Source organism: Streptomyces sp. TLI_55 (assembly GCF_900206255.1).
In the GTDB taxonomy this organism is placed as follows: Bacteria; Actinomycetota; Actinomycetes; order Streptomycetales; family Streptomycetaceae; genus Streptomyces; species Streptomyces aquilus.
This window is the reverse complement of sequence record NZ_OAOJ01000001.1, coordinates 6119937-6146020: the sequence shown is the minus strand read 5'-3', so window position 1 is coordinate 6146020 and position 26084 is coordinate 6119937. Positions and strand designations below refer to the sequence as shown.

Sequence of the window (26084 nt, the reverse complement as noted above, 5' to 3'; positions counted from 1 at the left end):
GACCCGGCGGCTCGCAGCGGGACGAACGTATGCGGACAAGGTGGTGGCGCGACGGACGGTTGTCCGTCGCACCACCAAAAGGGGTGAACGCTCGTAACTTTCCCGTGCGGGTCGCGTTCGCTCGCGCTAAGAGATCAAGCAGTTACGTTACGTCAGGCAGCGGCCAGTTCCCGACGGGCGGCTCTGCGCCGGGCGGCCACCTCGGGGTCGAGTGCCGGTACGGCGGCCAGGAGCTGCTGGGTGTACGGGTCCTGGGGGTTGTCGTACACCTCGTCGGCCGGGCCGGACTCGACGATCCGGCCGTTCCGCATCACCGCGACCCGGTCGCTGACCTGCCGTACGACGGCCAGGTCGTGCGCGACGAAGACGAGCGCGAGTCCGAGTTCGCGCTGCAACTCGCCGAGCAGGGCGACCACTTGGGCCTGCGTGGTGACGTCGAGCGCGGAGACCGGCTCGTCGCAGACGATGACGCGCGGGTCGGCGGCCAGCGCCCGGGCGATGCCCACGCGCTGGCGCTGTCCGCCGCTGAACTCGTGCGGGTAGCGGTCGTAGTGCGCCCCTTCGAGCCCCACGCGCTCCAGCAGTTCCGTCACGCGCCCCCTGATGCGCGTCTCGTCGCGCTCGCCCCGCGCGCGGAGCGGGTCGGCTATGGACTCGCCCACGCTGCGGCGGGGATTGAGGGAGGAGACGGGGTCCTGGAAGACCATCTGGACGTCAGGACGCACTCCGCCGCCGGGCTTGATCTCCCCGGCCGTCGGCTCCAGCAGCCCGACCAGCATCCGGCCGAGGGTGGTCTTGCCGCTGCCGCTCTCCCCGACGACGCCGAGGGTCTCGCCCCGCCGGATGGTCAGCGAGACGCCGTCGACGGCCGTGAAGGCCTTCTTGCCCCGCCCGAACTCGCGCCGCAGGCCCGTGGCCTCCAGAACGACCTCACCGACCTCACCGGCCTCACCGGTGGCTGCCCTGCGCGCGTCCACGCGCGGGACCGCCGCGAGCAGGTCGCGCGTGTACGTCTCCCCCGGCGCCCCGAGCACCGTGCCGACCGGCCCGTGCTCGACCGCCCGGCCGTGCCGCATCACCAGCACCTCGTCGACGCTCTCCGCCGCCACCCCCACGTCGTGCGTGACGAGGAGCAGTCCCATGCCGGTCTCCTCGCGCAGCGTGTGCAGCAGGTCGAGGATCTGGGCCTGGACGGTGACGTCGAGCGCGGTGGTGGGCTCGTCGGCGATCAGCAGGGCCGGTTCGCAGGCGAGCGCCATGGCGATGAGCGCGCGCTGGCGCATGCCGCCGCTGAACTCGTGCGGGCGCGAACGGGACCGCCGTGGCGCGTCCGGAATTCCCACCCGCTCCAGCACCTCCACCGCACGCGCGCGTGCGGCTCGTCGTGACACGCGCGCGTGCACGCGGTACACCTCGGCGATCTGGTCGCCGATCGCGTAGTAGGGGTCAAGGGACGACAGCGGGTCCTGGAAGACCATCGCGGCCTTCCCGCCGCGCAGCCGCCGCAACTCCTCGTCCGACGCCTGTTCCACGTCGGTGCCGGCGACCTCGACCGAGCCGCCGACCCGCGCGCCGGTCCCCCGGTGCAGCCCCAGCAGGGCCGAGGCGACCGTGGACTTGCCGGAGCCGGACTCGCCGACCAGGGCGAGGGCGCCGCCCTGCTCCAGCCGGAAGGAGAGCCCGTCGACGGCCCGGAGCGAGCCGAACTCGACCGTCAGGTCCTTGACGTCCACGAGGCTCATGCGAGCACCACCCGTCGGTCGGCCACCGCGTACAGCACGTCCGCGACGGCGTTGGCGAGGACCACGAAGAATCCGATGACCAGGACCATGCCGACCACGACCGGAAGGTCGACCACATTGACGGCGTGGACCAGTTCCTGACCGATGCCGGGCAGGCCGAACAGCGTCTCGGTGAGCACCGCGCCGCCGACCGCGCTGCCGAAGTTGTTGGCGTTGAGCGCGATGACGGGCGCGATCGCCCCGCGCAGCGCGTGCCGTCCGATCACCGACCGCTCCCCCACGCCGTACGCGCGGAAGGTGCGGATGTGGTCCTCAGCGAGCGTCTCCAGCATCGACGCGCGCGTGAGGCGGGCGAACGCGGCGGCCTCGATGAGGGCGAGCGACAGCCAGGGCAGCAGCAGGTTCCAGGCCCACTGCTCGGGGTCGTCGGTGAACTTCACGTACTGCGGGAACGGCAGCAGTTGGAGCTGGCCGCAGACGACGATCATCAGGACCAGGCCGATGACGAAGACCGGCGTGGCCACGCCCGCGAGCGTGACGCCGGTCAGCAGCCGCTCGCTGAGCCGGCCGCGCCGCCAGGCGGACAGGACGCCGGTGCCGACACCGAGGATGAGCCACAGCACCATCGCGCCGAACACCAGCGACAGGCTGACCGGCAGCTTGGTGAGGATCAGCTGGGTGACCTGCTGGTCGCTCTGGTACGACAGCCCGAGGCAGGGCGCCGAGCAGTGCTCCACAGAGGTGCCGGTCGAGTAGTCCTGACCGGCGACGAGGCCCTCCAGGAAGTGCCAGTAGCGCAGGTACAGGGGGTCGTCGAGCCGGAGCTGCTGGGAGACCTGGTGCACCTGTTCCGGCGAGCAGCGCGGACCGCAGGTGATCTGGGCGACGTTGCCGGGGGTGACGTAGAAGACGACGTAGACGATCACCGAGATGGCGAGCAGGGTGACGACGGCGCCGAGCGCTCGGCGCAGGAGAAAGCCCGTCATGCCTTGGCCTCCCTCTTGCGGCCCGTGCCGACACGCAGCCGGGACGCCGCGCGCGGGTCCAGGGCGGTGCGTACGCCGTCGCCGAGGACGGTCAGGGCGAGGACGGTGACGAAGAGCGCGCCGGCGGGCAGCAGCAGGTACTGCGGGGCGGCCTGGTACCAGACGTCGGCGGCGGTGAGCATCTGTCCCCAGGACGGCGTCGGCGGCTTCACACCGACGCCGAGGAAGGACAGGGCGGCTTCGGCCGAGATGTTGGACGGCACCAGCAGCGCGGCGTAGGTGATGATCGGCGCGGCGATGCCGGGCAGCAGTTCGCGGCGGGCGATGCGCCAGGTGCCCCAGCCGCTGAGCCGGGCCGCGGCGACATGGTCGAGCTGCTTGAGCGTGAGGGTCTGGGCCCGCACGATCTTGGCGATGGTGCCCCATCCGATCAACCCGATGACCAGCGCGACCAGTACGGGTCGCGGGAAGCTCGACGGGACGATCGCGAGCAGCGCCAACGACATGATCATGAGCGGCAGGGCGACGATGACGTCCGTGAACCTGCTCAACAGTTGATCAACCCATCGATTGCCCAGTGCGGCCGATACACCCACGACCACACCGATCAACACCTGGACGATCGTGGCGGCCAGCGCGACGCCCAGCGAGACCCGGGCGCCGTACACAAGACGGGCGAACAGGTCGCGGCCCGTCTGCGGTTCGACACCGAGCCAGTGGTCCCCGCTGATGCCGCCGAGCGAACCGATCGGCACGCCACCGCGCGCGGAGTCCACCAGGGACGAGTGGTACGTGTTCGGGTCCTGGCCCTCCAGCGCGGTGAGCAGCGGCGCCGCGAGGGCGACCAGGACGAGCAGCGCGACGACGCCCGCCGCGACCATGGCGGCCCGCTGCGCCCGCAGCCGCCGCCAGAACTGACGAGCCCCCGAGACCCCCGGGACGACTGCCCCGGGGGTCTCGACGGCGACAAGTGCCTCGCTCATCGGGTTACTTGACCGCGACCTGCGAGATGTCCAGCACACCGGTCCAGTCGCTGATCACGACGTTCTTGATGTCCTTGCCGACCAACCGCTTGTAGACCGGGTGGAACAGCGGCACGGTCAGTGCCTGCTCACCGATCTTCTTGTCCAGCGCACCCCACCTCTTGGCGGCAGCGTCAAGATCGGTCAACTTGTTGATCGCGTCAATCTCGGCATTGACCGACTTGTCATTGAGCAGGCCCGAGTTGAAGTTCGCGCCGTCCTTGACGATCTGGCGGCCGTCGAAGATCGGGGCGAGGAAGGGACCGCCGGAGGGCCAGTCGGCACCCCACGCGGAGAGGAAGAAGCCCGGCTCGGTCTTCACGCTGTGGACGGTGTCCGAGTAGTTGTTGTCCTCCAGACCCTGGAGCTTGACCGTGATGCCCGCCTTCTTGAGCGCGTCCTGGATCGCGGTCGCGATCTCGGGGCTGGTCTTGAAGTTCTGGGCGTTGTTGTGGGTCAGCGTGACGGTGAGCCCGTTGGGGTAACCGGCCTCCTTCAGCAGCTCCTTGGCCTTGGCCGCGTTGCCGGTCGCGCCCGCCGGGAAAAGGTCGTAGGGCTCGTACCCGAAGGACTTCTGGTTGGGCAGGAAGGTGGTGGCGGCCTCGGCTAGCGACGACCCGCCGGCGGCGTTCACGACCGACGAACGGTCGACGGCGTACGAGATCGCCTGTCGCACCTTGACGTTGTTGAACGGCTTGACGGTCGGGTTGAACGCTATGTAGTTCGTGTAGCCGAAGTGGCCGGTGCCGACGCGCGCGGCGAGTTCCTTGTCGCCGGTCACCTTGGCGAGTTCGGCGGGGCCGAGGTTGGTGTCCGTGGTGACCGCCGCCGCGTCCGCTCCCTGGGACGCGGACAGCCGCTGGTTGATCACCGAGGCGTCGAGCCCGGACCTGACGTCGATCTTGTCCGGGTACGCCTTGCGCTCGGCGTCCGTCGCGGCGGACCAGTGCGTGTTGCGCTCCAGGAGGACGGTCTCGCCGTCGTTCTCGTTCTTGACGACCTTGTAGGGGCCGGACGAGATCGGGTGCTCCTCGTACTTCGTGCCGGTGTCCTTGGCCTTCGGCACGGGCGCGAACTGCGTCTGCGTGGCCAGGAAGGGGAACTCGCCCTCGGGCTTGTTCAGATGGAAGACGATGGTCCGGTCGTCCGGCGTCTCGATCGCGTCGAGCCCGCCCTTGTCCTTGTACGGCCCCTGGTAGTCGGCCGCGCCGACCAGCCAGTCCCGCAGATAGGGCGCCCCGCCGGACAGCTCGGGCGCGAAGGAGCGCTCGATGCCGTACTTGATGTCGGCCGAGGTGATCGCGGTGCCGTCCTCGTACTTGAGGCCCTTCTTCAAGGTGTACGTCCACACGGTCGCGTCCTTGTTGGGGCGCCCGGTGTCGGTGGCGAGGTCGGGGACGACCTTGGCGCCGGCCGCGCCGCTCTCGCGGTTGCGGGTGGTGAGCGTACGGAAGACGAGCGAGGGCACGTTGCCGCCGCCGGAGGTGTACAGCCGGGCCGGGTCGAAGTCGGTCTGCGGCTCGGAGTTCAGGACCGTGAGGGTGCCGCCCTTGTGGGGCGTGGAGTCGCCACCGGAGCCCTTGGCATCGTTGTCCTCAGGGCCGCAGGCGGCGGCGCCCGCTGCCAGAACCAGGCTTACGGATGCCGCGGCCACGCGGCGCGCGATGACGGACGGTTGACGCATCGGAGACGACCTCTCGGAAGATGATTCGTCCTGTCCCGGATTTCGAGACAGATGGACGAAGGGTGAGACGAAAGTGAACAGACGTCTGCCCGGGCGTCAGGCCGTCGAAAACCCGCGAGCGACAGCTCACGGGAGGAGAAAGAGATCGCGACGCGAACGCCAGGGGGCGGACGTCAGCGACAGTGAATGTCGGCCACGCACAACGCGGTCACGCCGATGAGCGCCAGCTCGATGGCGGCGCAGACGGAGGCGTGAGAGGACGACATGCGCAGAAAATTAGTACGACTTTTCTGCGCATGTCAACGTGACCTGTGGGGCGTCCGTCAACTCCCGGGGTACGGCCAGGGGTTGGGCAGACAGTGGATTCCGTCGTGGTCCAGGAACTTGGTCTGCTGCTGCATGACCGGGGCGAGCTCGCCGTCCTTGTCGCAGGTCACATGGTGGTTGCCCAGCCGGTGGCCGACCTCGTGATTGATCAGCATCTGCCGGTAGGCGTGGATCTGATCGCCATAGGTCTTCGACCCCTGGGCCCACCGGTACGCGTTGATCATCACGCGCTCGGTGGCGGCCGAATCGCAGGACACGTTGTCCACGGTCGTGTCCAGACCGGACTTGGCGCACCACTTCGCGGTCGTCCCCGGACTGGCGAGCGTGATCACGAAGTCGGGCTTGCCGGAGTAGATGCGCTCGAAGGTACGGGCACCGTGGTGGGCCCAGCTCCGGTCGTCGTTGAGCGTCTTCTGCACCGCCTCGGCGAACAGCTCCGCGTCGAGCCCGAGCCCCTGCTCGACATCGACCCGGTAGGTGTACTTCTGCCCCTTGCCGGGCGCCTTGGCGACGCCCTTGACCGCGTCGAACTTCCCCGACCCGGCCAGTCCCGCGGCGAGCGCGTACTTCTTGCCCATCTTCTGCTCGTACGTCAGCGGCGCCTCGCGCGGCGTCGGCCGCCCGTCCCCGCGCGAGGCCGAGTCGCGGGCGTCCCGCGCCTGGTCGGTGGCCGACTGCGACCGTACGTCGCTGTCGTCCTGCCGGTCGGCGACCTGACCGGCGACGACGATGGCCAGCACGGTGGTGACCGCGGCGGCCGCGATCCCGGTGAACGTCCGCCCCTTGCTCCCCTTGCCGCGCACGGGTTCGCCGGTGGGCTCAGCGCCCTCGTCGCCGGTACGCGGTTGCGGGACGGTCCGCCACTCGCCGGCCGCGGGGGGACGAGCCGTACGGCGCGGGAACGCGGGGTCCTGATCGGTACGCGGCGAGAACAGATCGACGTCCTCGTCCCCGAAGGCGTCGACATAGTCCTGCCGGGGACCGGCCTGCCGAGGCCCACCCGGAGGCGCCTGCCGCTGCCGAGGCAGCGTGACACGGGGCCCGGCGCTCACATTGCGCGCCCCCAACTCACCCCATCCGCCCCCGGCTTCCCGCTGCTCCGGGTGCCCGCCCCGAACCCGGGGGGTGCCGTGCGCGGGAGTACCACCACCGGGGAACCGGGGCACGCCATGGGCGGGAGTGCCATCGGGAAGCCGCGGAACCCCATGAGCCGGCGTCCCGTCGGCGAACCGTGGCACACCACGCGCGGGCGTCCCCTCCGGAAGCCGTGGAACCCCGCGCGCAGGCGTCCCCTCCGGCGGCCGTGCGCCCTGCACGACCCGGTAGACCGGGTCCCCGTACACCCCGGGCCCGCCCGTCGCGGGCGTCCCCTGCTGTCGGCCGTCCTCAGGCTGCTGCCCCGCCGCACCCTGTCCCCGTATGTCCGCGGAGTCACCCTTGGGTGCGGGCCCGCGGCGGCTGTGGCGTCCCACCTCGCGCCTCAGCTCCCCGCGCTCGAAGATTCGACAGCACTCTCACCGGAGCCGTCACCGGCCACGACGGCAGCCCCCTGGGAGGCATCCGCAGAACCCGCCAACTCCCCCCGACTCGCAAGGAGTTCACAGAACGCCCGAGCCACCGTCTCCGGGTACTCCATCATCGCCACATGCCCCGCGTCCGGCAGGCTGAGGAGTCGGGAGTCGCGGAAGGCGCGCGCCGCCTTCCGGGCCATGCGGTAGCCGACGAGCTGGTCGCGGCCGCCGTAGACGAGGAGCGTGGGCGCGAGGACCCGCTCGGCCTGGCGCCACAGTGCGTGCTGCCCGCCCAGTGTGTACGCGTTGACGATCCCGCGCGCGGAACGCGTCATCGCGTCCCAGAAGTACGGCAGTTGCTGCCGCCGCTCCATCTCCTCGACGGCGTGCCGGAAGCCTTCCGGCGACACGCGCGTGGGATCGCCGTAACAGAGCGCCGTGACCCCGCGGACGCGCTGCTCGGCCGTCCAGTCCCGGCTGAGCCGCGCGAAGAGCGCCGTCATGCCGGGCAGGGCCATCAGCGCCGTCGGCACGGCGGTCCGCTGCACGCGGATCTCCGGGAGCGCCGGCGAGACCAGGGTGAGCGTACGGACGAGGTCCGGGCGCACCGCGGCGACCCGGGTCGAGACCGCGCCGCCCAGGGAGTTGCCGAACAGGTGGACCGGCCCGCGGCCGGAGGCGTCGAGATAGCGGATCACCGCACGCGCGTGTGCGGTGATCGAGTAGTCGCCGTCGTCCGGTGGCGGCGAGTCCCCGAAGCCGGGCAGGTCGACGGCCTCACCGTCGACCACGGCCTCCAGCTCCTGCATCAGCGCCGACCAGTTCTGCGAGGAACCGCCGAGGCCGTGGACGAAGAGCGCGGGCGGCAGCCCCTCGCGCGCGGGCGGCCTCGACCGCACCGTCAGCGTGATCCCCGGCAGCCCGACCGACCGCAGTCGCTCGCCCTCCGCGACCCTGACGGCCGCCACCTTCGGCAGAACGTTGGTGGCCGGCACGATCGGCAGCTCGGTCGAAGACATGCGGCAATGTTACGAGACGATCACGCCCTGGTTCATGTGTTCGCCGTCACAAAGGGGCACTCGTATCCCAGCTCACCCCCGGGGAAAGGCACGCACAGAGCACGCACAGAGCATGCGCGCATCGCATAGCGCCCGAATCGGGTGTCTCCTAGGCTCGTACGCAGGGCACCCGCATGTGGCCCCCTGCTGACCCAGGGACGTTCTAGGAAGGGAGCCCACCATGGCCTACGACCCCAGCGACCCCGACACCTTCGAGAACGGCGAGCCGATCGAGCTCGACGTCGAGGCCCCGGAGGACGACGCCGCCGAACAGCAGACGGACATCACCGCCGACCGCGACGATCCACTGACCGGCGTGGACCCCGCGCGGGCGAACGAGGCCGACCTCATCGAACAGGCCCGGGTCGTCCGGACCGACGAGGACGACTACCGCTGACCCGCCCGCCGACCCGCGGTGAGCAGGAAAGGTGCGTACGCTGCCCGCTCGATCCCTCTTTGAAACCTTTGCACGGCTATCGCCATCGTCCGGTACGTGAAATTCTGCGCTCGCACCGCGCACACCACGGTTACCGAAAAGTACGATGGCGGGCGCGGCGCACACCGCAAGTGGACGACTTTTGGGAGGCGGCGTGACAGCCATCGAGCAGACAGAGGCGGCACGCCCGCGAGGCACGCGCCTGCCGCGCCGTGCCCGACGGAATCAGCTGCTGGGCGCCGCACAGGAAGTCTTCGTGGCGCAGGGCTACCACTCGGCCGCGATGGACGACATCGCCGAGCGCGCCGGCGTCAGCAAGCCGGTGCTCTACCAGCACTTCCCGGGCAAGCTCGACCTCTACCTCGCGCTGCTGGACCAGCACTGCGAGGCGCTGATCGGTTCGGTACGGCAGGCGCTGGCGTCGACGACCGACAACAAGCAGCGCGTACGGGCGACCATGGACGCCTATTTCGCGTACGTCGAGGACGACGGCGGCGCCTTCCGGCTGGTCTTCGAGTCGGACCTGACGAACGAGCCCGCGGTCCGCGAGCGCGTCGACAAGGTCACGAACGAGTGCGCCGAGGCGATCACCGATGTCATCGCCGAGGACACCGGCCTCTCGCGCGCGGAGTCGATGCTGCTGGCCTCGGGCCTGGGCGGCCTCGCCCAGGTGGTGGCCCGCGCGTGGCTGCACAGCGACCGCAGCGTCCCGCGCGAGCAGGCGGTCCAGCTGCTGACCTCGCTCGCCTGGCGAGGTATCGCCGGTTTCCCGCTGCACGGCACCGAGCACCACTGACCCGTCCCGGGGACGTTTGTTCCCGCCCGCTGTTCGCTGTTGGCGTTCTTGCGCGGAGCGTGTACGTCCCCTCACCGGGCTAATGTGTGCTGGGTACAGCGCGGAAGGTCGCGCACTTCACTGACCGTCGGAGGGACATAGCCGTGGAGGTCAAGATCGGCGTGCAGCACGCGCCCCGCGAGATCGTTCTGGAGAGCGGTCAGAGTGCCGAGGAGGTCGAGCGCGTGGTGGCCGAGGCGCTCGCCGGAAAGTCGCAGCTGCTGAGCCTCACGGACGAGCACGGCCGCAAGGTCCTGGTCCCGGCCGACCGCCTGGCCTACGTGGAGCTCGGCGAGCCGGCCCCGCGCAAGGTGGGCTTCGGCGCGCTCTAGGCAACGCATGAGGAAGGGCCCGGCGACATGAAGTCGCCGGGCCCTTCGTCGTTGTACGAACAGAAGCCGCACGAGCCTCCGCAAGATTTTCTTCTCCACATATGGAGCACAAGTCCCGCACAGAGGAGGATTGCATTCCGCAGGTCACGGGTATGACGGGCTACGACCGTGATACGCAGAGTGGCCGCGTGGGAGGGACCCCAATGATCTTGCTGGAAGCGCTCGGTTCCGCACTGCTCGGTCTCGCCCTGGCAGCCGCCGCCGCGCACCGCCTGGCCCACCGCCTGCCCGCCCGCTCCCTGGTCCTCGCGACGGGAGTGGCCGGCGCCCTCTTCGGCGCCTTCATCACCCACAGCGCCCTGGGCGCGGGCAACGTCCTGCTGACCCTGATCGGCGCGACGGTGGTCTCGATCGCGTCCGTCTCGCTACTGCTCCGCCCGGCACGCAGACTCCGCCGCCGATCAGTAGCGGCATAAATCCTGACGCCGCCCAGGGCAACACCCCAAGGGGCGCGGGGAACTGCGCGACCAGCCCCCACCGCCCCGCAGCCGCGCAACAACCCGAGCCGCCCCCCACAGAGCGCTACGCCGCCAACCCCAGCGCAGCCATCCGCTTGGTGTGCGCCTCAGTGATCCGCGAGAACATCCGCCCCACCTCGGCAAGATCGAACCCGTCGGCAACCCCACCGACAAGCATCGTCGACAGCGCATCCCTGTCAGCGACAACCCGCTGCGACTGCGACAGCGCCTCCCCCATGAGACGCCGCGCCCACAGAGCGAGACGCCCACCCACACGCGGATCGGCGTCGATCGCGGCCCGCACCTTCTCGACGGCGAACCCGGCATGCCCCGTGTCGTCGAGCACGGCGAGCACCAGCTCGCGCGTGTCCGAGTCCAGCCGCGCCGCGACCTCGCGGTAGAAGTCACTGGCGATGGAGTCGCCGACGTACGCCTTGACGAGCCCCTCCAGCCAGTCCGACGGCGCCGTCTGCCGGTGGAAGCCGTCGAGCGCGGCGACGAACGGCTCCATGGCCTCCGTCGGCTCGGCGCCGATCTCGGTCAGCCGGTCGCGCAGCTTCTCGTAGTGGTGGAACTCCGCCGACGCCATCTTCGCCAGCTCCGCCTTGTCCGCCAGCGTCGGCGCCAGCTTGGCGTCCTCCGCGAGCCGCTCGAACGCCGCGAGTTCGCCGTAGGCGAGTGCGCCGAGGAGGTCGACGACCGCGGCCCGGTACTGGGGCTCCGCGGAGGCCTGGGCCCAGTCCTGGGCGGCCACTCCGGTGGGCTCGGCGGGTGCGTCAGAGGTGTTGTCAGGCGTCGTCATGAAGCGCACAATAGTCCGCTCGCCGAGACTCGGAAGTCCCTGGTCAATCAGTGTGACGACGACTACGTGACCAAATCGGCCATCACATGTGCGCGTTTCCGGGGTATGGTGGTAATGCGCCTGCTGAGTATGTGCGTCTATGACGATGCCGTATTCGACGGGCCGCGCGTATGAGGATGCCCGGTCGGTGGCCCGATCGGCTCCGACCTGACAGCTCTCCTCGCCCGTACGGCACTGTGCGTACGGCATCCGGAGGGACCCTCAGCGGTTCGAGCGCTAGAGCGTCGGCAGAGGTCCCGTGCCATTACGGCTGGTCCGTAAGGCAGTCGACGTCCCCAGCACGGTCTTTAAGAGACCCCCGAGCTCGCCTCGCACCGCATACACAGAAGAGGCAGCACCCTGACTACGACGTTCAGAGATCTCGGAATCCTTCCCGAGACCGCCGAGGCCCTTGAGGCCGTCGGCATCATCAACCCCTTCCCCATCCAGGAGATGACGCTCCCCGTCGCCCTTTCCGGCACGGACGTCATCGGCCAGGCCAAGACCGGCACCGGCAAGACGCTGGGCTTCGGCCTCCCGCTCCTCGAGCGCGTGACCGTCCCCGCCGACGTCGAGGCCGGCCGCGCCGCCCCCGAAGCGCTCACCGACGCCCCGCAGGCCCTCGTCGTCGTCCCCACGCGCGAGCTGTGCACCCAGGTCACCAACGACCTGCTGACCGCGGGCAAGGTCCGTAACGTCCGCGTGCTCGCCATCTACGGCGGCCGCGCCTACGAGCCCCAGGTCGAGGCCCTCAAGAAGGGCGTCGACGTCATCGTCGGCACCCCCGGCCGGCTCCTGGACCTCGCGGGCCAGAAGAAGCTCAACCTCCAGCACATCAAGGCGCTCGTCCTCGACGAGGCCGACGAGATGCTCGACCTGGGCTTCCTGCCCGACGTCGAGAAGATCATCGACATGCTGCCGGCCCGCCGCCAGACCATGCTGTTCTCGGCGACCATGCCGGGTGCGGTCATCGGTCTCGCGCGCCGCTACATGTCGCGGCCCACGCACATCCGCGCCACCGCGCCGGACGACGAGGGCGTGACGGTCGCGAACATCTCGCAGCACGTGTACCGCGCGCACAACATGGACAAGCCCGAGATGGTCGCGCGCATCCTGCAGTCCGAGGGCCGCGGACTGGCCATGATCTTCTGCCGTACGAAGCGCACCGCCGCCGACCTCGCCGACCAGCTCAAGCAGCGCGGCTTCGCCTCCGGCGCGGTCCACGGCGACCTCGGCCAGGGCGCCCGCGAGCAGGCGCTGCGCGCCTTCCGCAACGGCAAGGTGGACGTCCTCGTCTGCACCGACGTCGCCGCGCGCGGCATCGACGTCGAGGGCGTCACGCACGTCATCAACTACCAGTCCCCCGAGGACGAGAAGACGTACCTGCACCGGGTCGGCCGTACCGGCCGCGCGGGCGCCAAGGGCATCGCGATCACCCTCGTCGACTGGGACGACATCCCGCGCTGGCAGCTGATCAACAAGGCGCTGGAGCTCAACTTCAACGACCCGCCGGAGACGTACTCCAGCTCCCCGCACTTCTACGAGGAGATGAACATCCCCGCGGGCACCAAGGGCGTCCTGCCGCGTGCCGAGCGCACGCGCGCGGGCCTCGACGCGGAGGAGCTCGAGGACCTCGGCGAGACCGGCGGCCGTGGTGGCCGCGGTCGCGGTGACCGGACCGGCCGTGACAGCCGGGGCGGTCGTGGCGGCCGGGACGAGTCCCGTCCCGCCGACGACGAGCGTTCGTCGCGTACGCCGCGTCGTCGCCGCCGTACGCGCGGCGGTTCCGCGCTGGACGGTGCCTCGGCGCCCGCCGCCGAGGCGACCGCGCCTTCCGCGGACAGCGCGGTGGCCGAGGACGCCTCCGCGACCCGCACCCCGCGCCGTCGTCGCCGCACCCGCAACGGTGGTGTGGCGGAGCAGGCGCCGGCCGTGACCGCGACGCCGGAGGCCGCTGAGGCAGCCGTCGACACGGCCGAGGCCGTCGAGACGAAGCCGCGTCGCCGCCGCACCCGCAAGGCCGCGGAGACGGTGCCGGCGACCGAGCCGGTCGCCACCGAGGCCGTCACCAGCGAGGCCGTCGAGGCCGCCCCGGTCGTCGCGGAGCCCGAGCCCGAGGCTCCCGCCGCCGCGCCGCGCCGCCGCACCCGTAAGGCCACGCCGGCCGCCGAGACCGCGGTCGACACCGCCGAGGCCGTCGAGGCCAAGCCGCGTCGCCGCACCCGTAAGGCCGCGGAGCCGGTGGCCGCCGCTGAGGTCGCCGAGGTCGTCGAGGCCGCCCCGGCGGTCGTCGCCGAGCCCGAGGCTCCGGCCGCCGCGCCGCGTCGCCGTACGCGCAAGACGGCGGCCCCCGCGGAGGCCGCGGTCGACACGGCCGAGGGCACGGAGGCGAAGCCGGCGGTACGCCGTACGCGCAAGGCCGCCGCCGCGACGGAGACCACCGCCGAGGCCACCGAGCCGAAGCCGCGCCGGACCCGCAAGACCGCCGCTGCCGCTGCCGAGGCGGCTGTGGACACGGCCGAGGCCGCCGAGGCCAAGCCGCGTCGCACGCGGAAGACCGCCGCCGCTGCCGAGACCCCGGCCGAGGCCGTGGAAGCCAAGCCGCGTCGGACCCGCAAGACCGCCGCTGCCGCTGCCGAAGCCGCCGTCGACACCGCCGAGGCAGTCGAGGCCAAGCCGCGTCGCACTCGCAGGACGGCCGCTTCCGCCGCCGAGATCCCGGCCCAGGCCGTGGAGGAGGCGGAGGCCAAGCCGCGTCGTACGCGCAAGACGGCCGCCGCCGCTGCCGAAGCCGCCGTCGACACGGCCGAAGGCGCGGAGGCCAAGCCCAAGGCGCGGCGTACCCGCAAGGTCGCCGCTGCCGCCGTCGAGACGGCCGAGGCCGCCGAAGCCGTGGAAGCCAAGCCGCGTCGGACCCGTAAGACGGCCGCCGCCGCGGAGACGACCGAGGCGAAGCCGCGTCGGACCCGTAAGGCCGCGGCTTCCGCCGAGATCCCGGCGCAGGCCGCCGAGGACGCGGAGGCCAAGCCGAGGGTGCGGCGTACGCGTAAGGCTGCTGCTGCCTCGGAAGGCTGAGCGCGCGTTTGTCGCTGACGGCCCGGTCCACCGACAGGTGGGCCGGGCCGCCGGCATTTCCGGGCAGGCGCTCCCCAGCCCAGGTGGTCCACCTCACGCCGCGTACTGAACCCCCGCCGGATAGCCTCGAGCCATGAGCCGTCCCCCCACCTTCGCTCCGCCCCCCGGCGCCCGCGCCTACTCCCTGCGCACGTCACGCGGTGAGTTCGCCGTGGTCGACGCTCCGGTGGCGGACGGCGTCACACCGCGCGGAACCGCCCTGCTGGTGCCCGGGTTCACCGGCAGCAAGGAGGACTTCAACCCGCTGCACGAACCGCTCGCGGCGCGTGGGTACCGCACGGTCGCCGTGGACGGGCGCGGCCAGTACGAGTCGGACGGGCCGGACGCCGACGAATCCGCTTACGCGCAGGACGAGTTGGCGAAGGACGTGCTCGCGCAGGCGGCCGCGATCGGCGCGCCCGTGCATCTCGTGGGGCACTCGCTCGGCGGGCAGATCGCCCGGGCCGCCGTGCTCCTCGACCCCACGCCCTTCCGCTCCCTGACCCTCATGTCGTCGGGCCCCGCCCAGATCTCCGGCTCCCAGCAGCAGCGCGTCAAGCTGCTCCGGGACGCGCTGGCCGTGATGAGCATGACGGAGGTGTGGGACGCGATCCAGGCCATGGAGCCCCCCGAGGAGACCGACACCGGCGAGCTCGACGAGGGGCTCGACGACCGGGACGATCTGCGGCGGCGCTGGCTGGGCAACAAGCCCGCCCAACTCATCGCCACCGGACGCCAGTTGTGCACCGAGCCGGACCGGGTCGGCGAACTGACCGCCGTGGCAATGCCGTTCCATGTGCTGTCGGGGGCGCACGACGACACCTGGCCGGTGCCCCTCCTGGACGACATGGCCGTACGACTCCACGCGCACCGCACGGTCATCGCCGGCGCCGAGCACTCCCCCAACACCGACCGCCCCCTCGAAACGGCCCGCGCCTTCGCCGACTTCTGGGACAGCACCCTGAAGACCGGTTCCTGAGAGGGCGCCTGCGAGCCAAGCGCCACCACAAGACCGGCTAGTACTGCTTCTGCAAGTGCTCCCAGAACCCGTCCCGCAGCGCCCGCCGCAGGTCCGCCTGGCCGCGCAGCGAGTACTGGAGCAGCCCCTCCGCCTCCACCAGCAGGTCCTGGTCGACCGACCCGGGCAGGTAGGGGTGGCCCGGCAGCAGCTCCACCAGGGCGTCCCGGCCTCGTGCCGCCAGCCACTTCGCCGCGATCTGGGCGCCGACGAAGCGGACGTCCTCGCGGGCGGGCCGGTTCACCGAGCCCTCGTACGCGGCGGACGTGCGGCGGGCGACGTACGGCTTGAAGAAGTCGAGGTCGAAGACGCGCTGGCTGTCGACCTCCCAGAGCAGCGGCTCGGCCTGGTTGCGGCCCTCGGGCGCCTCGATGCCCCAGAGGTGGACACGGGCGCCGTAGCCCTGCGCCGCCTCCACCGCCGACACCAGGTCCTCGTCGCCGCCGAGCAGGGCCGCGTCACTGATCGCGCGGTGCCGGGCGAGGGACTCCAGGTCGGAGCGGATCAGTGAGTCGACGCCCTTCTGCTGGTTGTTGGCGTTGAGGTTGCCCAACCGCACCTTGACGTCCGGGAGTTCGGCGATCGCCTGCTGCTCGGCGGTGTGGATGCGGCGTCGGGCCCCGTCGTACCAGTAGACCCGGAGCAGTCTGCTGTCCGCGAAGATCGTCCGGGCCCGGTCGATGAGCGCCTCGATGAGTCCCTCGGTGTCGATGTCGAAGGCGCGGCGGTCCTCCGTCCCGGCGACCAGGCGCCCCGCGGCCGCGTAGAGATACCCCGCGTCGACGAAGATCGCGTGGGTCGAGGGCGTCTTCGCCACCTCGGCGAGCATGCGCTGCAGCAGCTCGTTGGTGTGGTCGATGCGGGCGCCCAGCGCCTGGAGGTCGTCGTTCATCGCCACCATTGTCCCGGCGGTCACGCTGCGAACACAACTGGTCCCGGTCAGTCTCATACGGACCACTTACCGGTCAGTAGTTAGTCGTTCGAAAAATTTCTTTAGCGTAGGGAATGTTTGTAACACGCAGCCCGTTAGATACAGACGTACGCAGATGTTCTCCTCAGGAGGATGACCAGACGAAGGGAGAAGCCCATGCGCTTCGAAATCATGCGACTCGACGACGTCGACGGTACCCCCGTGGACAGCACCGTCGTGGACGCCGCCTCCGTCAACCGGATCGTTCAGCAGGCCGCCGCCATCGGACAGCGCCTCTGGATTCGCCCGGCCGACACCTCGGCCTCATAACAACAAGCTTCAGAGCCCCCGCACGGCATCGATGCCGTGCGGGGGCTCTGTGCTTTCCGAAGCGTCTCCCGAAGCCGTACGGGCTTCAGCTCCCCCGGATCACCTGCGTGACCCCGTTGATGATCTGCTGCACGGCGATCGCGGACAGCATCATCCCCGCGAGCCGTGTCACCAGGACGACCCCGCCGTCCTTGATGACCCGGATGATCAGCAGCGAGTACCGCATGACCAGCCACAGCACGACATGGATGGCGAGGATCGCCGCCCACACCGACACCTGCGTGGCGACACTGTCGGCCTTCTGCACGGCCAGGATCACGGACACGATCGCACCGGGCCCGGCCAGCAGCGGCATGCCCAGCGGCACCAGGGCGACGTTGACGTCCTTGGTCTGCTTGGGCTCGTCGGTCTTGCCGGTGAGCAGGTCCAGGGCGATCAGCAGGAGCAGCAGCCCGCCCGCGATCATCAGCGCGGGCACGGAGACGTGCAGGTAGTCGAGGATCTGGTGGCCGAGGAGGCCGAAGACCGCGATCACCCCGCCCGCCACACAGACGGCCTGGAAGGCCATCCGCTTCTGCACCTTGCCGGGCCGGCCGGCGGTCAGGGCCAGGAAGATCGGGGTGATCCCGGGGGGATCCATGATGACGAACAGGGTCAGGAAGAGAGAGCCGAAAACGGCAGCGTCGAACACAGGTGAGCCTTGCGGAAGTGAAACGTACAGGTGAGCGCGAGGAGGGGCTCAGGCCCCGCCGGTCCCCGGCACCGGGAACGCGCCCGTCGCCCGCCGGGTGATCTCCCCGTACACCTCGGGGTCGGTCCGGAACTCGCCGAGCGTCACCGTCTTGCGGCTGCCGTGGTAGTCCGAGGAGCCGGTGACGAGCAGCCCCAGGTCGGCGGCGAGCCCGCGCAGCCGGTCCCGGGTCTCCGGGTCGTGGTCCATGTGGTCGACCTCGATGCCGTCGAGCCCGGCCGCGGCCATCTTCGCGATGGCGGACTCGGGGACGGTACGGCCGCGCTTGTCGGCGCCGGGGTGGGCGAAGACGGTGACCCCGCCCGCGCCCTTGACCAGCCGGATCGCCTCGAAGGGGTCGGTCTCGTGCTTCTCCACGTAGGCCCGGCCGCCGTCGGCCAGCCAGTCCTCGGTGAAGGCGTCGCTGACGGTCGGCACGACACCGAGCTCGACGAGCGCGGTCGCGACATGCGGCCGGCCGACCGAGCCGTCGCCGGCGATCCGTGCGACCTGCTCCCAGGTGACGGGCACGCCCAGCGCCTGGAGCTTCTTGACCATCCCGCGCGCCCGCGGCACCCGGTCGTCCCGCACCAGCTCACGCTCGGCGAGCAGCTCCGGCTCCTCGGGGTCGAAGAGGTAGGCCAGCAGGTGCATGGAGACGCCGTCGATACGGCAGGACAGCTCGGCCCCGGTGACGAGCGTGAGCCCCTCGGGCAGCGCGGCGATGGCCTCGGCGTACCCGCGCGTGGTGTCGTGGTCGGTCAGGGCGACGACGTCCAGCCCGGCGGCGGCAGCGTTGCGCACCAGCTCGGCCGGGGTGTCCGTACCGTCGGACGCGGTGGAGTGGGTGTGCAGGTCGATACGCACGACGCGAACTCCAGGCGGTGAGGGTACGGAGGGAACGCTCAAGGATAACCGGATTTTCGCGCCCTCATGTCACACCCGAAAGTGCGTAGCGCCCCCTACACAGCCCCCCGCACAGTCCCTATACAGACGCTCAGGGTTTCAACAGCCGCGGCGACAACGCCCCGCAGGGGACCAGCTCCACCTCGGCCCCGGCGTCCCGCAGATCCGTCAGCACCAGCTCGTCGTACATCAGCAGCCCCGACTGCTCGGGCCACACGACCGCCCACAGCCACAGCCCGAGCGCCTCGCCCGCGAACACGGCCCGGTCGTCCGGCGTACCGGAGACATGCCACAGCGGGGTGGGGCGGCCGGCCGCCAGCACCTTGGCCTGGGCCGGCTTCTCGACGCTCATGTACGGCCCCGGGTCCGGCCCGTCGATGCCCGCGTAGCGCGCGCCGAGGCCGACGCCGAGTTCCTCCGCGACGAGGATCAGCTCACCGAAACCGCCGAGCGGTCCGGGCCCCGAGCAGGCCACGGCCGTCGCACGTCCGCCACTGCGATCGTCACCGGCACTGCCGACGCCCGTGAAGAGCCAGCCGACCGGCAGCGGCCACGGCATCCACACCGGCACCTGCGTGCGATGCACCACGACGTCGAGGGCCTCGACGCTGGGCGGGATCACCGGCTGCAGCGGGTGCACGGTCCCGTGCACGTCGCACTGCCAGGAATCGGCGAAGAGTCCGGGAGCCCTGACCCGGCCACCACACTTCGGGCAACTGGGTTCGCCCCTCATAGGGCCCCACGGTCCTACCCCCGCCCCGCCACGTCAAGGACGATCACCCGTCCGGGCGGAACCGTTCACCGTACGGAAGTAGATGTAGCTTGCATTAATTAGCTGCCCTAACTTACTATGTGCATACAGCAACCATCTCGACAGCCGTTCTCACCGGAAAGAGAGAAACCATGGACGCCCTCGACGCGGGAGCGGGCAGCCTCCTGCGACAGCCAAAGGCGGTCTGGGCCACGGCCGGCGCCTCCGTCGTCGCCTTCATGGGCATCGGACTCGTCGACCCGATCCTGCCGTCCATCACCCAGGGCCTCGACGCCACCGCAGGCCAGGTCTCGCTGCTCTTCACGTCGTACTTCCTGATCACCGCGTTCGCGATGCTGGTCACCGGCTGGGTCTCCAGCCGGATCGGCGGCCGCAAGACGCTGCTGCTCGGCCTCGCCTTCGTGGTCGTCTTCGCGGGTCTCGCCGGTACGTCGGGCTCGGTCGCCGAGCTCGTCGGGTTCCGGGCGGGCTGGGGGCTCGGCAACGCCCTGTTCGTCTCCACGGCACTCGCGGTCATCGTCGGCGCGGCGGCGGGCGGCAGCGCCGCGGCGATCCTGCTGTACGAGTCCGCGCTCGGCCTCGGCATGGCCTGCGGCCCGCTGCTGGGCGCACTGCTCGGCGACGCCAGCTGGCGCTACCCGTTCTTCGGCACGGCCTTCCTGATGGCGGTCGGCTTCCTGTGCATCACGGTGTTCCTCAAGGAACAGCCGAAGCCGGCCCGCAAGACCTCGCTGCTCGACCCGGTGAAGGCGCTCGGCCACGGCGGCCTGGCCTCCGCCGCCGCCTCGGCGTTCTTCTACAACTACACGTTCTTCACGGTGCTGGCCTTCACCCCGTTCGTGCTGGACATGACCCCGTACAAGTCGGGTGCCGTGTTCTTCGCCTGGGGTGTGCTGCTCGCCGTCTTCTCGGTGATCGTGGCCCCGCGGTTGCAGGCGCGCTTCGGTTCGCTGAAGGTGCTCGGCGGCTCGCTGGTGCTGCTCGCGGCGGACGTGCTGATCCTCGGCTACGGCAGTCACACCACCGCGATCGTCTGCACGATCCTGTCCGGCGCGTTCATCGGCGTGAACAACACCGTCTACACCGAGTTGGCCCTGGGCGTGTCGGACGCCCCGCGTCCGGTCGCCAGCGCCGGCTACAACTTCGTGCGCTGGTTCGCGGCCGCCGCGGCGCCCTTCTTCGCCCCGCGGATCGAGGAGTGGACCGACATCCACGTGCCGTTCGTGGTGGCGGCGGTGACCGCGCTCGCGGGCGCTGCCGTGGTCGTCGTACGACGCAAGGCGCTGACCCGTGAGGCCGAGGAGCTGGAGTCGAAGCACGCCGCCGAGGACGGTGTGGCGGTCTTCGTCAACTGACGATTTCCGGCCACCACTTGGTGAGCTTGCTCACCCCGGGATCACCCGCGCTCACCCCACGCTCAGTCCAGCGGGACGGACTTCCGGGACGGGTCCCTGAGGTCCGTCCCGTTCGTCAGCCAGCGCTCCTGGAGGGCCTGGGCGCCGTGCACCCGCTTCCAGGCGGCCTCGTTCGGGGTCATGGGCAGGAGGGGCAGGAACTGGACCGGGTCCATGGGCTCGTCCAGCTCCAGGTCCTCGACCAGGCCGCCCGGCTCGGCCACCAGGACCGAGGTGAACGGGGCGCCGGGCCACAGCGGCTCACCCACGTCGAGGGACGCTCCAGGAGCCACGATCACGCCCTCGACCTGCGGAGACGCGGCGAGGACGGCGAGCGCGCGGAGCACCTTGTCGGTGTCGGCGAGGCCCGCGCGGACCGACAGGAACAGCTCGGCGCGGGGGCCGTTGACCGGGTCGGCGAGCATCGCGGTGGGGTCGCCCATCGGCGCCGCCGACATGCCGAGCGTGGCGTAGCGGACGATGTCGCCCTCGTGGAAGCGGAGCACCTCGATGCGGTCCGTGCCCAGGAAGGTGACCGCCGCGCGGGCGTCCGGCTCGCCCAGCGCGGTACGCAACCGGGCCTCGACCAGAGGAAGAACATCAGCCATGACGCGAGCATAGAACTCGTCAGTACCGGGCAAAGCAGCGCCTTGACACTTCGGTCGGCTGATACTCTGGCCCGGTCGTTCGGGGCAGCACGCAGAAGCGTCGCGGTCGAGTCCCGACGCCATCAAAATCCCCTGCGAGGGGAACTCCCCTACGGGGAATGGACGTCCCTTACGAGGGACCGGCCGGAGGAGGTGGGGCTGTCATGGATCGAAGTCACCCGTGCAGTACCACTCGCTCTTCCGCCCGCTGATGTAGCTGATCCGGGTCCCGGCTGACCGCCGCCTCTCGTCGCGCTCGCGTCTTCATCGGAAGAGCACTTCGCCTAGATCTGCTTGATCTGTCTGATCTTGTCTGATTCGAAATCAGCATCTGTATCAGCAACGAAGCCTGCTACCGCAATGGTGCGGTGCTCCCCGCTTTGTGGACGTGCCAAACATCCGCCGTTCGGACGTCCCCATTCCGGGCAGTTCCATCCGTTGAAGCGGCCTTTCGTTGCCTGTCGCGAAGGAGCCTGCCATGTCGATGATCCGCGACCTGCGCGCCGTCGTCCGCCCGTCCCGTCCCTCGCTCCGCAAGGGCGTGCGCATGGACAGCGGGGCGTACGACACCACCCGCGACCCCGGCACCCCCTCGGCCGTCGTCGACTGCGCCGTCTACCGCGACGGGGCCCGCGTCGAGACGCCCCTGCCGCTGACGCCGCACGAGGCGATGCGTCAGGTGCGCCGCGACGGCGGCTTCGTCTGGATCGGTCTGCACGAGCCGACCGAGGCCGAATTCGCCGGTATCGCGGGCGAGTTCGGGCTGCACCCGCTGGCCGTCGAGGACGCCGTCCAGGCGCACCAGCGGCCGAAGCTGGAGCGCTACGACGACTCCCTGTTCACCGTCTTCAAGACCATCCACTACGTCGAGCACGACCGCCTCACCGCCAACAGCGAGGTCGTCGAGACCGGCGAGGTCATGTGCTTCACCGGACGGGACTTCTTCATCACCGTCCGGCACGGCGGCCAGGGTTCGCTCCGGGCGCTGCGCCACCGCCTCCAGGACGACCCGGAGCTGCTCGCCAAGGGCCCCTCGGCGGTGCTGCACGCGATCGCCGACCACGTCGTCGACGGCTACATCGCGGTCGCCGACGCCGTGCAGGACGACATCGACGAGGTCGAGACGGAGGTGTTCTCGCCGGGCCGCAAGGGCTCCCCGCGCGGTTCGGACGCCGGCCGGATCTACCAGCTCAAGCGTGAGGTGCTGGAGTTCAAGCGGGCGGTGTCGCCGCTGCTGCGGCCCATGCAGCTGCTGAGCGAGCGGCCGATGCGGCTGATCGACCCCGACATCCAGAAGTACTTCCGGGACGTCGCCGACCACCTCGCCCGTGTGCAGGAGCAGGTCATCGGCTTCGACGAGCTCCTCAACTCGATCCTCCAGGCCAACCTCGCGCAGGCGTCCGTCGCGCAGAACGAGGACATGCGGAAGATCACCTCGTGGGCAGCCATCATCGCCGTACCGACGATGGTGTGTGGCGTGTACGGCATGAACTTCGACTACATGCCCGAGACGCACTGGAAGTACGGCTACCCCGTGATCATGATGATCACCGGTGTCATCTGCCTCGGCATCCACCGCACCCTGAAGCGCAACGGCTGGCTGTGAAAGCCCGATAAAGGGCCTCGATAGGCTGCCCTCATGACAAGCGAGCTGCTCGACCAGGCCCTCGTCGAGGAGGCCACGAAGAAGTCCGGCCTCATCTGGGTCAGGGGTCCCGAGGGTCCCGCCCGGGCGCTGTGGCACGTGTGGCACGAGGGTGCCGCGTGTCTGGTCGGCGACGGGCCGGGCGAGCAGCCGCTGCCGGGGCTGACGGACGGCGGTACGGCCGAGGTCACGGTCCGCAGCAAGGACAAGGGCGGGCGGCTGGTCTCCTGGACGGCGAAGGTCGTGGAGCTGCCGTCCGGGTCGGAGGCCTGGGAGGCGGCCGTCGCCGAGCTCAAGGGCAAGCGGCTCAACGCGCCCGACGGGGAGGCGATGCCGGAGCGCTGGGGGCGGGAGTGCCGGGTGCTGCGCCTGGAGCCGACCGGGGCGACCGCGCCGCTGCCCGACGGTGACCTGGCCGGGCCGCCGGTGCCGACGTCCGCGACGACCCGCCGGCCGATCCCGGCGGGGCTGCCGAAGCTGCTGCTGAAGCGGCGCCGCCGGAAGTAGCCGCGTCAGGACGTCGGCAGCTGCTTGCCGTAGTCCACCGTCTCGTCCTTCGCCGGCGCCGCCAGCTCGAAGGGCTTGCCCCAGCCGGAGAAGGTCAGGGTCCCGGCACCGCCCGCGCGTTCCAGGCGGAGCGGGTACGGCTTGCCCTCCAGGGAGACGTCCAGGGTGCCGCCGGCGCCGTCGCCGCCCGTGACGCGGATCGTGCGGGTGCCCGACTGCTCGTGGTGGCCGTCGGTCGCGAGGTCGCCGTGGAGCGTCAGCAGGCTCTCCAGCAGGACGTCCTTGTCGGTGAAGCCGATGAACTTCTTGTACGACGGGTCGCCCTGAGGCACCTTCACGAACTTGCCGTCGAGCTTGTCCGCGGCGGCCGTGTCCGAGCCCTTGTCGTCGCCCTTGCCGTCCTCATGGCTCCAGAAGCCGGCGTCGGCCTTGAGGAAGAGCTTCTCCCCGATCCGCAGCAGCTTGAAAGTGGCGCCCTCGGCGGTGACCGACCCGGTGCCGCCGTCCGCCTTCAGCTGCATGTCGAGTTTGTAAGTGCGCCCGCTGGTAACCACGGTTCCGGAGAGACGCACCGTGTCCGCGGACTCGGCGGCGGCCTTGGTCTTCGTCTGGATCTGCTCGGCCGGCAGCTTGCCGACCCCGTTGGTGCCCGCGTCGGGGTCGTCACTGCCGCACCCCGTCAGGACCGTGCCCGTCACGACCAGGGCGCACACCGCGCCCCTGAGTCCCGTCCGGCGGGTACGGACCTGGGGAATCGCAGTCACAGGTGGGCGCCTTTCCGAAGAGGGGCCATCAAGCGGCGTACCGCAGAGTACCGGGGCCCCGCGGTCCGAGCGGAGCCAGTCCGTCCGGACCGCCCACCAGGGCGTCCCTCATCGGGACGGGCTAGCCTGAAGCCCACTTGGACGGACAAAACGCTGGGAACACAAGGAAAGGAGGCACGGCGATGGCAGGGGGCGCCCCCAGGATCTTCGTCTCGCATCTCTCCGGCGTCGCCGTGTTCGACCCCAACGGCGACCAGGTCGGCCGGGTGCGCGACCTCGTCGTCATGCTGCGCGTGGGCCGCAAGCCGCCGCGCGTGCTCGGCCTGGTCGTGGAACTGTCCACGCGGCGCCGCAGCTTCCTCCCCATGACCCGGGTGACCAGCATCGAGTCCGGCCAGGTCATCACCACCGGCGTGCTCAACGTCCGCCGCTTCGAGCAGCGCCCCACCGAGCGCCTGGTCTTCGGCGAGCTCCTCGACCGGCGCGTCACCCTCGTCGAGACCAGCGAGGAGGTGACCGTCCTGGACGTGTCCGTGCAGCAGCTGCCGGCCCGCCGGGACTGGGAGATCGACAAGGTCTTCGTCCGCAAGGGCGGCAAGGGCGGCGCGTTCCGGCGCAAGGGCGAGTCGCTGACCGTCGAGTGGTCCGCCGTCACCGGCTTCTCCCTGGAGGAGCACGGACAGGGCGCCGAGAGTCTGCTGGCCACCTTCGAGCAGCTGCGCGCCGCCGACCTCGCCAACGTCCTGCACCACCTCTCCCCCAAGCGGCGCGCCGAGGTCGCCGCCGCCCTCGACGACGACCGGCTGGCCGACGTGCTCGAAGAGCTGCCGGAGGACGACCAGATCGAGATCCTCGGCAAGTTGAAGGAGGAGCGGGCGGCCGACGTGCTGGAGGCCATGGACCCGGACGACGCGGCCGACCTGCTGAGCGAGCTGCCGACGGAGGACCAGGAGCGGCTGCTGAGCCTGATGCAGCCCGCCGACGCGGCCGACATGCGGCGCCTGATGTCGTACGAGGAGCACACCGCGGGCGGTCTGATGACGACCGAGCCGATCGTGCTGCGACCCGACGCCACCGTCGCCGACGCCCTCGCGCGCGTGCGCAACGCCGACCTCTCCCCCGCGCTCGCCGCCCAGGTCTACGTCTGCCGCCCGCCCGACGAGACGCCGACCGGCAAGTACCTGGGCACGGTCCACTTCCAGCGGCTGCTGCGGGACCCGCCGTACACCCTGGTCAGCGCGATCATCGACGACGACCTCCAGCCGCTGGACCCGGACGCGGCGCTGCCGGTCGTCGCCGGGTTCTTCGCGACGTACGACATGGTCGCGGCGCCCGTGGTGGACGAGGCCGGGTCGCTGCTGGGGGCGGTCACCGTGGACGACGTACTGGACCACATGCTCCCCGAGGACTGGCGGGAGACGGAGTTCCATCTGGACGAAACCGAAGAGGGCGGGGTGGCCGCTCATGACTCCTGAGCGCGACACCGCCCGCGAGCGCACCCCCAGCGGCGCCACCGCCAGCACCCGCCCGCGCACCCGCCTGGACCAGCCCCGGCCGCCGCGGCGCCGACTGCTGCCCGAGTGGGACCCGGAGGCGTTCGGGCGGCTGTCGGAGCGCATCGCGCGCTTCCTCGGCACGGGCCGGTTCATCGTCTGGATGACGGTCGTCATCATCGCGTGGGTGCTGTGGAACGTGTTCGCCCCCGGCGACCTGCGCTTCGACAACTACCCCTTCATCTTCCTCACCCTGATGCTGTCGCTACAGGCTTCCTATGCGGCGCCTCTGATCCTGCTCGCGCAGAACCGGCAGGACGACCGCGACCGCGTCAACCTCGAACAGGACCGCAAGCAGAACGAGCGGTCCATCGCCGACACCGAGTACCTGACCCGGGAGATCGCCGCCCTGCGCATCGGCCTCGGCGAGGTCGCGACCCGCGACTGGATCCGCTCCGAACTCCAGGACCTGGTGAAGGAACTGGAGGAGAGACAGGACGGGCACGGCGTATTCCCGGCAGAACGGTCAGCGGGACGTGACGCAGACGACCGCTGAGGCTTT

The 26084-nt window shown here is 70.6% G+C and carries 26 protein-coding genes; 12 read left to right on the top strand and 14 right to left on the bottom strand.

What is annotated here, in order from left to right; genetic code table 11:
• Positions 1–152: 152 nt before the first annotated feature.
• The 7 genes from CRP56_RS28500 to CRP56_RS28475 form a co-directional block, all read right to left on the bottom strand.
• Complete coding sequence (locus CRP56_RS28500; protein ID WP_097268737.1) at positions 153–1742, bottom strand: dipeptide ABC transporter ATP-binding protein; 1590 nt, start codon at positions 1740–1742, stop codon at positions 153–155.
• Positions 1739–2728: an ABC transporter permease gene (locus CRP56_RS28495; RefSeq protein WP_097268734.1), complete on the bottom strand. Its 990-nt coding sequence runs from the start codon at positions 2726–2728 to the stop codon at positions 1739–1741. The genes CRP56_RS28500 and CRP56_RS28495 overlap by 4 nt, the downstream gene beginning before the upstream one ends.
• Positions 2725–3711 carry an ABC transporter permease gene (locus CRP56_RS28490; RefSeq protein WP_097268732.1) on the bottom strand — a complete coding sequence of 329 codons (987 nt, stop codon included), beginning with the start codon at positions 3709–3711 and terminating at the stop codon, positions 2725–2727. The genes CRP56_RS28495 and CRP56_RS28490 overlap by 4 nt, the downstream gene beginning before the upstream one ends.
• Positions 3712–3715: 4 nt before the next feature.
• Complete coding sequence (locus tag CRP56_RS28485) at positions 3716–5434, bottom strand: ABC transporter substrate-binding protein (protein WP_097268730.1); 1719 nt, start codon at positions 5432–5434, stop codon at positions 3716–3718.
• A gap of 173 nt (positions 5435–5607) precedes the next feature.
• Positions 5608–5700 carry an Ms4533A family Cys-rich leader peptide gene (locus CRP56_RS49325; protein ID WP_341870679.1) on the bottom strand — a complete coding sequence of 31 codons (93 nt, stop codon included), beginning with the start codon at positions 5698–5700 and terminating at the stop codon, positions 5608–5610.
• 57 nt (positions 5701–5757) lie between these two features.
• Positions 5758–7233: a DUF3152 domain-containing protein gene (locus CRP56_RS28480; protein WP_097268728.1), complete on the bottom strand. Its 1476-nt coding sequence runs from the start codon at positions 7231–7233 to the stop codon at positions 5758–5760.
• A gap of 8 nt (positions 7234–7241) precedes the next feature.
• Entirely contained in the window at positions 7242–8291 is a 1050-nt protein-coding gene (locus CRP56_RS28475) for an alpha/beta fold hydrolase (protein ID WP_097268726.1), read from the bottom strand.
• A 220-nt stretch (positions 8292–8511) separates the two neighbouring features.
• Here CRP56_RS28475 and CRP56_RS28470 point away from each other — a divergent pair, with 220 nt between their 5' ends.
• The 4 genes from CRP56_RS28470 to CRP56_RS28455 all read left to right on the top strand — a co-directional run bounded on the left by CRP56_RS28470 (position 8512) and on the right by CRP56_RS28455 (position 10409).
• Positions 8512–8727: a hypothetical protein gene (locus CRP56_RS28470; RefSeq protein ID WP_097268724.1), complete on the top strand. Its 216-nt coding sequence runs from the start codon at positions 8512–8514 to the stop codon at positions 8725–8727.
• A 193-nt stretch (positions 8728–8920) separates the two neighbouring features.
• Positions 8921–9562: a TetR/AcrR family transcriptional regulator gene (locus CRP56_RS28465; protein ID WP_059193157.1), complete on the top strand. Its 642-nt coding sequence runs from the start codon at positions 8921–8923 to the stop codon at positions 9560–9562.
• 143 nt (positions 9563–9705) lie between these two features.
• Positions 9706–9933, top strand: a complete 228-nt coding sequence (locus CRP56_RS28460) for a DUF3107 domain-containing protein (protein WP_059192479.1) — start codon at positions 9706–9708, stop codon at positions 9931–9933.
• A 203-nt stretch (positions 9934–10136) separates the two neighbouring features.
• On the top strand, positions 10137–10409 hold the full coding sequence (locus CRP56_RS28455) for a hypothetical protein (RefSeq protein WP_179851145.1): 273 nt from the start codon (positions 10137–10139) through the stop codon (positions 10407–10409).
• A gap of 106 nt (positions 10410–10515) precedes the next feature.
• Here the strand turns inward: CRP56_RS28455 and CRP56_RS28450 are convergent, their stop codons facing one another.
• Positions 10516–11253 (bottom strand): ferritin-like fold-containing protein, encoded by a 738-nt coding sequence (locus tag CRP56_RS28450; RefSeq protein ID WP_179851144.1) that lies wholly within the window; start codon positions 11251–11253, stop codon positions 10516–10518.
• 492 nt (positions 11254–11745) lie between these two features.
• Between CRP56_RS28450 and CRP56_RS28440 the strand changes: the two genes are divergently transcribed.
• Positions 11746–14367, top strand: a complete 2622-nt coding sequence (locus CRP56_RS28440) for a DEAD/DEAH box helicase (protein WP_097268720.1) — start codon at positions 11746–11748, stop codon at positions 14365–14367.
• Positions 14368–14500: 133 nt separating this feature from the next.
• Positions 14501–15385: an alpha/beta fold hydrolase gene (locus tag CRP56_RS28435; protein WP_179851143.1), complete on the top strand. Its 885-nt coding sequence runs from the start codon at positions 14501–14503 to the stop codon at positions 15383–15385.
• Positions 15386–15422: 37 nt separating this feature from the next.
• Here the strand turns inward: CRP56_RS28435 and CRP56_RS28430 are convergent, their stop codons facing one another.
• Positions 15423–16316, bottom strand: a complete 894-nt coding sequence (locus CRP56_RS28430; RefSeq protein WP_097274551.1) for an NYN domain-containing protein — start codon at positions 16314–16316, stop codon at positions 15423–15425.
• Positions 16317–16511: 195 nt separating this feature from the next.
• Between CRP56_RS28430 and CRP56_RS28425 the strand changes: the two genes are divergently transcribed.
• Positions 16512–16664 (top strand): hypothetical protein, encoded by a 153-nt coding sequence (locus CRP56_RS28425; RefSeq protein ID WP_007384531.1) that lies wholly within the window; start codon positions 16512–16514, stop codon positions 16662–16664.
• 85 nt (positions 16665–16749) lie between these two features.
• On the opposite strand, the gene CRP56_RS28420 is transcribed toward CRP56_RS28425, so the two are convergent.
• From CRP56_RS28420 to CRP56_RS28410, 3 genes are all read right to left on the bottom strand, one after another.
• The gene (locus CRP56_RS28420) at positions 16750–17355 is read right to left on the bottom strand and encodes a MarC family protein (RefSeq protein ID WP_097268717.1); all 606 of its coding nucleotides are present in this window, start codon (positions 17353–17355) and stop codon (positions 16750–16752) included.
• A gap of 48 nt (positions 17356–17403) precedes the next feature.
• Positions 17404–18261 carry a PHP domain-containing protein gene (locus tag CRP56_RS28415; RefSeq protein WP_097268715.1) on the bottom strand — a complete coding sequence of 286 codons (858 nt, stop codon included), beginning with the start codon at positions 18259–18261 and terminating at the stop codon, positions 17404–17406.
• 130 nt (positions 18262–18391) lie between these two features.
• Complete coding sequence (locus tag CRP56_RS28410) at positions 18392–19033, bottom strand: DUF6758 family protein (RefSeq protein ID WP_097268713.1); 642 nt, start codon at positions 19031–19033, stop codon at positions 18392–18394.
• Positions 19034–19203: 170 nt separating this feature from the next.
• On the opposite strand from CRP56_RS28410, the gene CRP56_RS28405 reads away from it, so the two are divergent.
• Positions 19204–20427, top strand: coding sequence for an MFS transporter (locus CRP56_RS28405; RefSeq protein WP_097268711.1), 1224 nt, complete (start codon positions 19204–19206; stop codon positions 20425–20427).
• Between the two features lie 62 nt (positions 20428–20489).
• Here the strand turns inward: CRP56_RS28405 and CRP56_RS28400 are convergent, their stop codons facing one another.
• A complete protein-coding gene (locus tag CRP56_RS28400; RefSeq protein WP_097268709.1) occupies positions 20490–21074 on the bottom strand; it encodes a suppressor of fused domain protein in 585 nt (194 codons plus the stop codon).
• A gap of 517 nt (positions 21075–21591) precedes the next feature.
• Here CRP56_RS28400 and CRP56_RS28395 point away from each other — a divergent pair.
• Both CRP56_RS28395 and CRP56_RS28390 read left to right on the top strand, forming a co-directional pair.
• Positions 21592–22719, top strand: a complete 1128-nt coding sequence (locus tag CRP56_RS28395; RefSeq protein ID WP_097268707.1) for a magnesium and cobalt transport protein CorA — start codon at positions 21592–21594, stop codon at positions 22717–22719.
• A gap of 33 nt (positions 22720–22752) precedes the next feature.
• Positions 22753–23265 carry a hypothetical protein gene (locus tag CRP56_RS28390; RefSeq protein ID WP_097268705.1) on the top strand — a complete coding sequence of 171 codons (513 nt, stop codon included), beginning with the start codon at positions 22753–22755 and terminating at the stop codon, positions 23263–23265.
• Positions 23266–23270: 5 nt separating this feature from the next.
• Here the strand turns inward: CRP56_RS28390 and CRP56_RS28385 are convergent, their stop codons facing one another.
• Positions 23271–24029, bottom strand: a complete 759-nt coding sequence (locus CRP56_RS28385) for a hypothetical protein (protein ID WP_097268703.1) — start codon at positions 24027–24029, stop codon at positions 23271–23273.
• Between the two features lie 182 nt (positions 24030–24211).
• Here CRP56_RS28385 and CRP56_RS28380 point away from each other — a divergent pair, with 182 nt between their 5' ends.
• Both CRP56_RS28380 and CRP56_RS28375 read left to right on the top strand, forming a co-directional pair.
• On the top strand, positions 24212–25504 hold the full coding sequence (locus CRP56_RS28380; protein WP_097268701.1) for a magnesium transporter MgtE N-terminal domain-containing protein: 1293 nt from the start codon (positions 24212–24214) through the stop codon (positions 25502–25504).
• On the top strand, positions 25494–26078 hold the full coding sequence (locus tag CRP56_RS28375; RefSeq protein ID WP_097268699.1) for a DUF1003 domain-containing protein: 585 nt from the start codon (positions 25494–25496) through the stop codon (positions 26076–26078). Before CRP56_RS28380 ends, CRP56_RS28375 begins: the two co-directional genes overlap by 11 nt.
• Positions 26079–26084: the final 6 nt, after the last annotated feature.

Excerpts from the sequence above, each read along its gene's own strand:
- CRP56_RS28500 (WP_097268737.1), bottom strand. The coding sequence starts at position 1,742 with ATGAGCCTCGTGGACGTCAAGGACCTGACGGTCGAGTTCGGCTCGCTC.
- CRP56_RS28495 (WP_097268734.1), bottom strand. The coding sequence starts at position 2,728 with ATGACGGGCTTTCTCCTGCGCCGAGCGCTCGGCGCCGTCGTCACCCTG.
- CRP56_RS28490 (WP_097268732.1), bottom strand. The coding sequence starts at position 3,711 with ATGAGCGAGGCACTTGTCGCCGTCGAGACCCCCGGGGCAGTCGTCCCG.
- CRP56_RS28485 (WP_097268730.1), bottom strand. The coding sequence starts at position 5,434 with ATGCGTCAACCGTCCGTCATCGCGCGCCGCGTGGCCGCGGCATCCGTA.
- CRP56_RS49325 (WP_341870679.1), bottom strand. The coding sequence starts at position 5,700 with ATGTCGTCCTCTCACGCCTCCGTCTGCGCCGCCATCGAGCTGGCGCTC.
- CRP56_RS28475 (WP_097268726.1), bottom strand. The coding sequence starts at position 8,291 with ATGTCTTCGACCGAGCTGCCGATCGTGCCGGCCACCAACGTTCTGCCG.
- CRP56_RS28470 (WP_097268724.1), top strand. The coding sequence starts at position 8,512 with ATGGCCTACGACCCCAGCGACCCCGACACCTTCGAGAACGGCGAGCCG.
- CRP56_RS28455 (WP_179851145.1), top strand. The coding sequence starts at position 10,137 with ATGATCTTGCTGGAAGCGCTCGGTTCCGCACTGCTCGGTCTCGCCCTG.
- CRP56_RS28450 (WP_179851144.1), bottom strand. The coding sequence starts at position 11,253 with ATGACGACGCCTGACAACACCTCTGACGCACCCGCCGAGCCCACCGGA.
- CRP56_RS28440 (WP_097268720.1), top strand. The coding sequence starts at position 11,746 with ATGACGCTCCCCGTCGCCCTTTCCGGCACGGACGTCATCGGCCAGGCC.
- CRP56_RS28435 (WP_179851143.1), top strand. The coding sequence starts at position 14,501 with ATGAGCCGTCCCCCCACCTTCGCTCCGCCCCCCGGCGCCCGCGCCTAC.
- CRP56_RS28430 (WP_097274551.1), bottom strand. The coding sequence starts at position 16,316 with ATGAACGACGACCTCCAGGCGCTGGGCGCCCGCATCGACCACACCAAC.
- CRP56_RS28425 (WP_007384531.1), top strand. The coding sequence starts at position 16,512 with ATGCGCTTCGAAATCATGCGACTCGACGACGTCGACGGTACCCCCGTG.
- CRP56_RS28410 (WP_097268713.1), bottom strand. The coding sequence starts at position 19,033 with ATGAGGGGCGAACCCAGTTGCCCGAAGTGTGGTGGCCGGGTCAGGGCT.
- CRP56_RS28405 (WP_097268711.1), top strand. The coding sequence starts at position 19,204 with ATGGACGCCCTCGACGCGGGAGCGGGCAGCCTCCTGCGACAGCCAAAG.
- CRP56_RS28400 (WP_097268709.1), bottom strand. The coding sequence starts at position 21,074 with ATGGCTGATGTTCTTCCTCTGGTCGAGGCCCGGTTGCGTACCGCGCTG.
- CRP56_RS28395 (WP_097268707.1), top strand. The coding sequence starts at position 21,592 with ATGTCGATGATCCGCGACCTGCGCGCCGTCGTCCGCCCGTCCCGTCCC.
- CRP56_RS28390 (WP_097268705.1), top strand. The coding sequence starts at position 22,753 with ATGACAAGCGAGCTGCTCGACCAGGCCCTCGTCGAGGAGGCCACGAAG.
- CRP56_RS28380 (WP_097268701.1), top strand. The coding sequence starts at position 24,212 with ATGGCAGGGGGCGCCCCCAGGATCTTCGTCTCGCATCTCTCCGGCGTC.
- CRP56_RS28375 (WP_097268699.1), top strand. The coding sequence starts at position 25,494 with ATGACTCCTGAGCGCGACACCGCCCGCGAGCGCACCCCCAGCGGCGCC.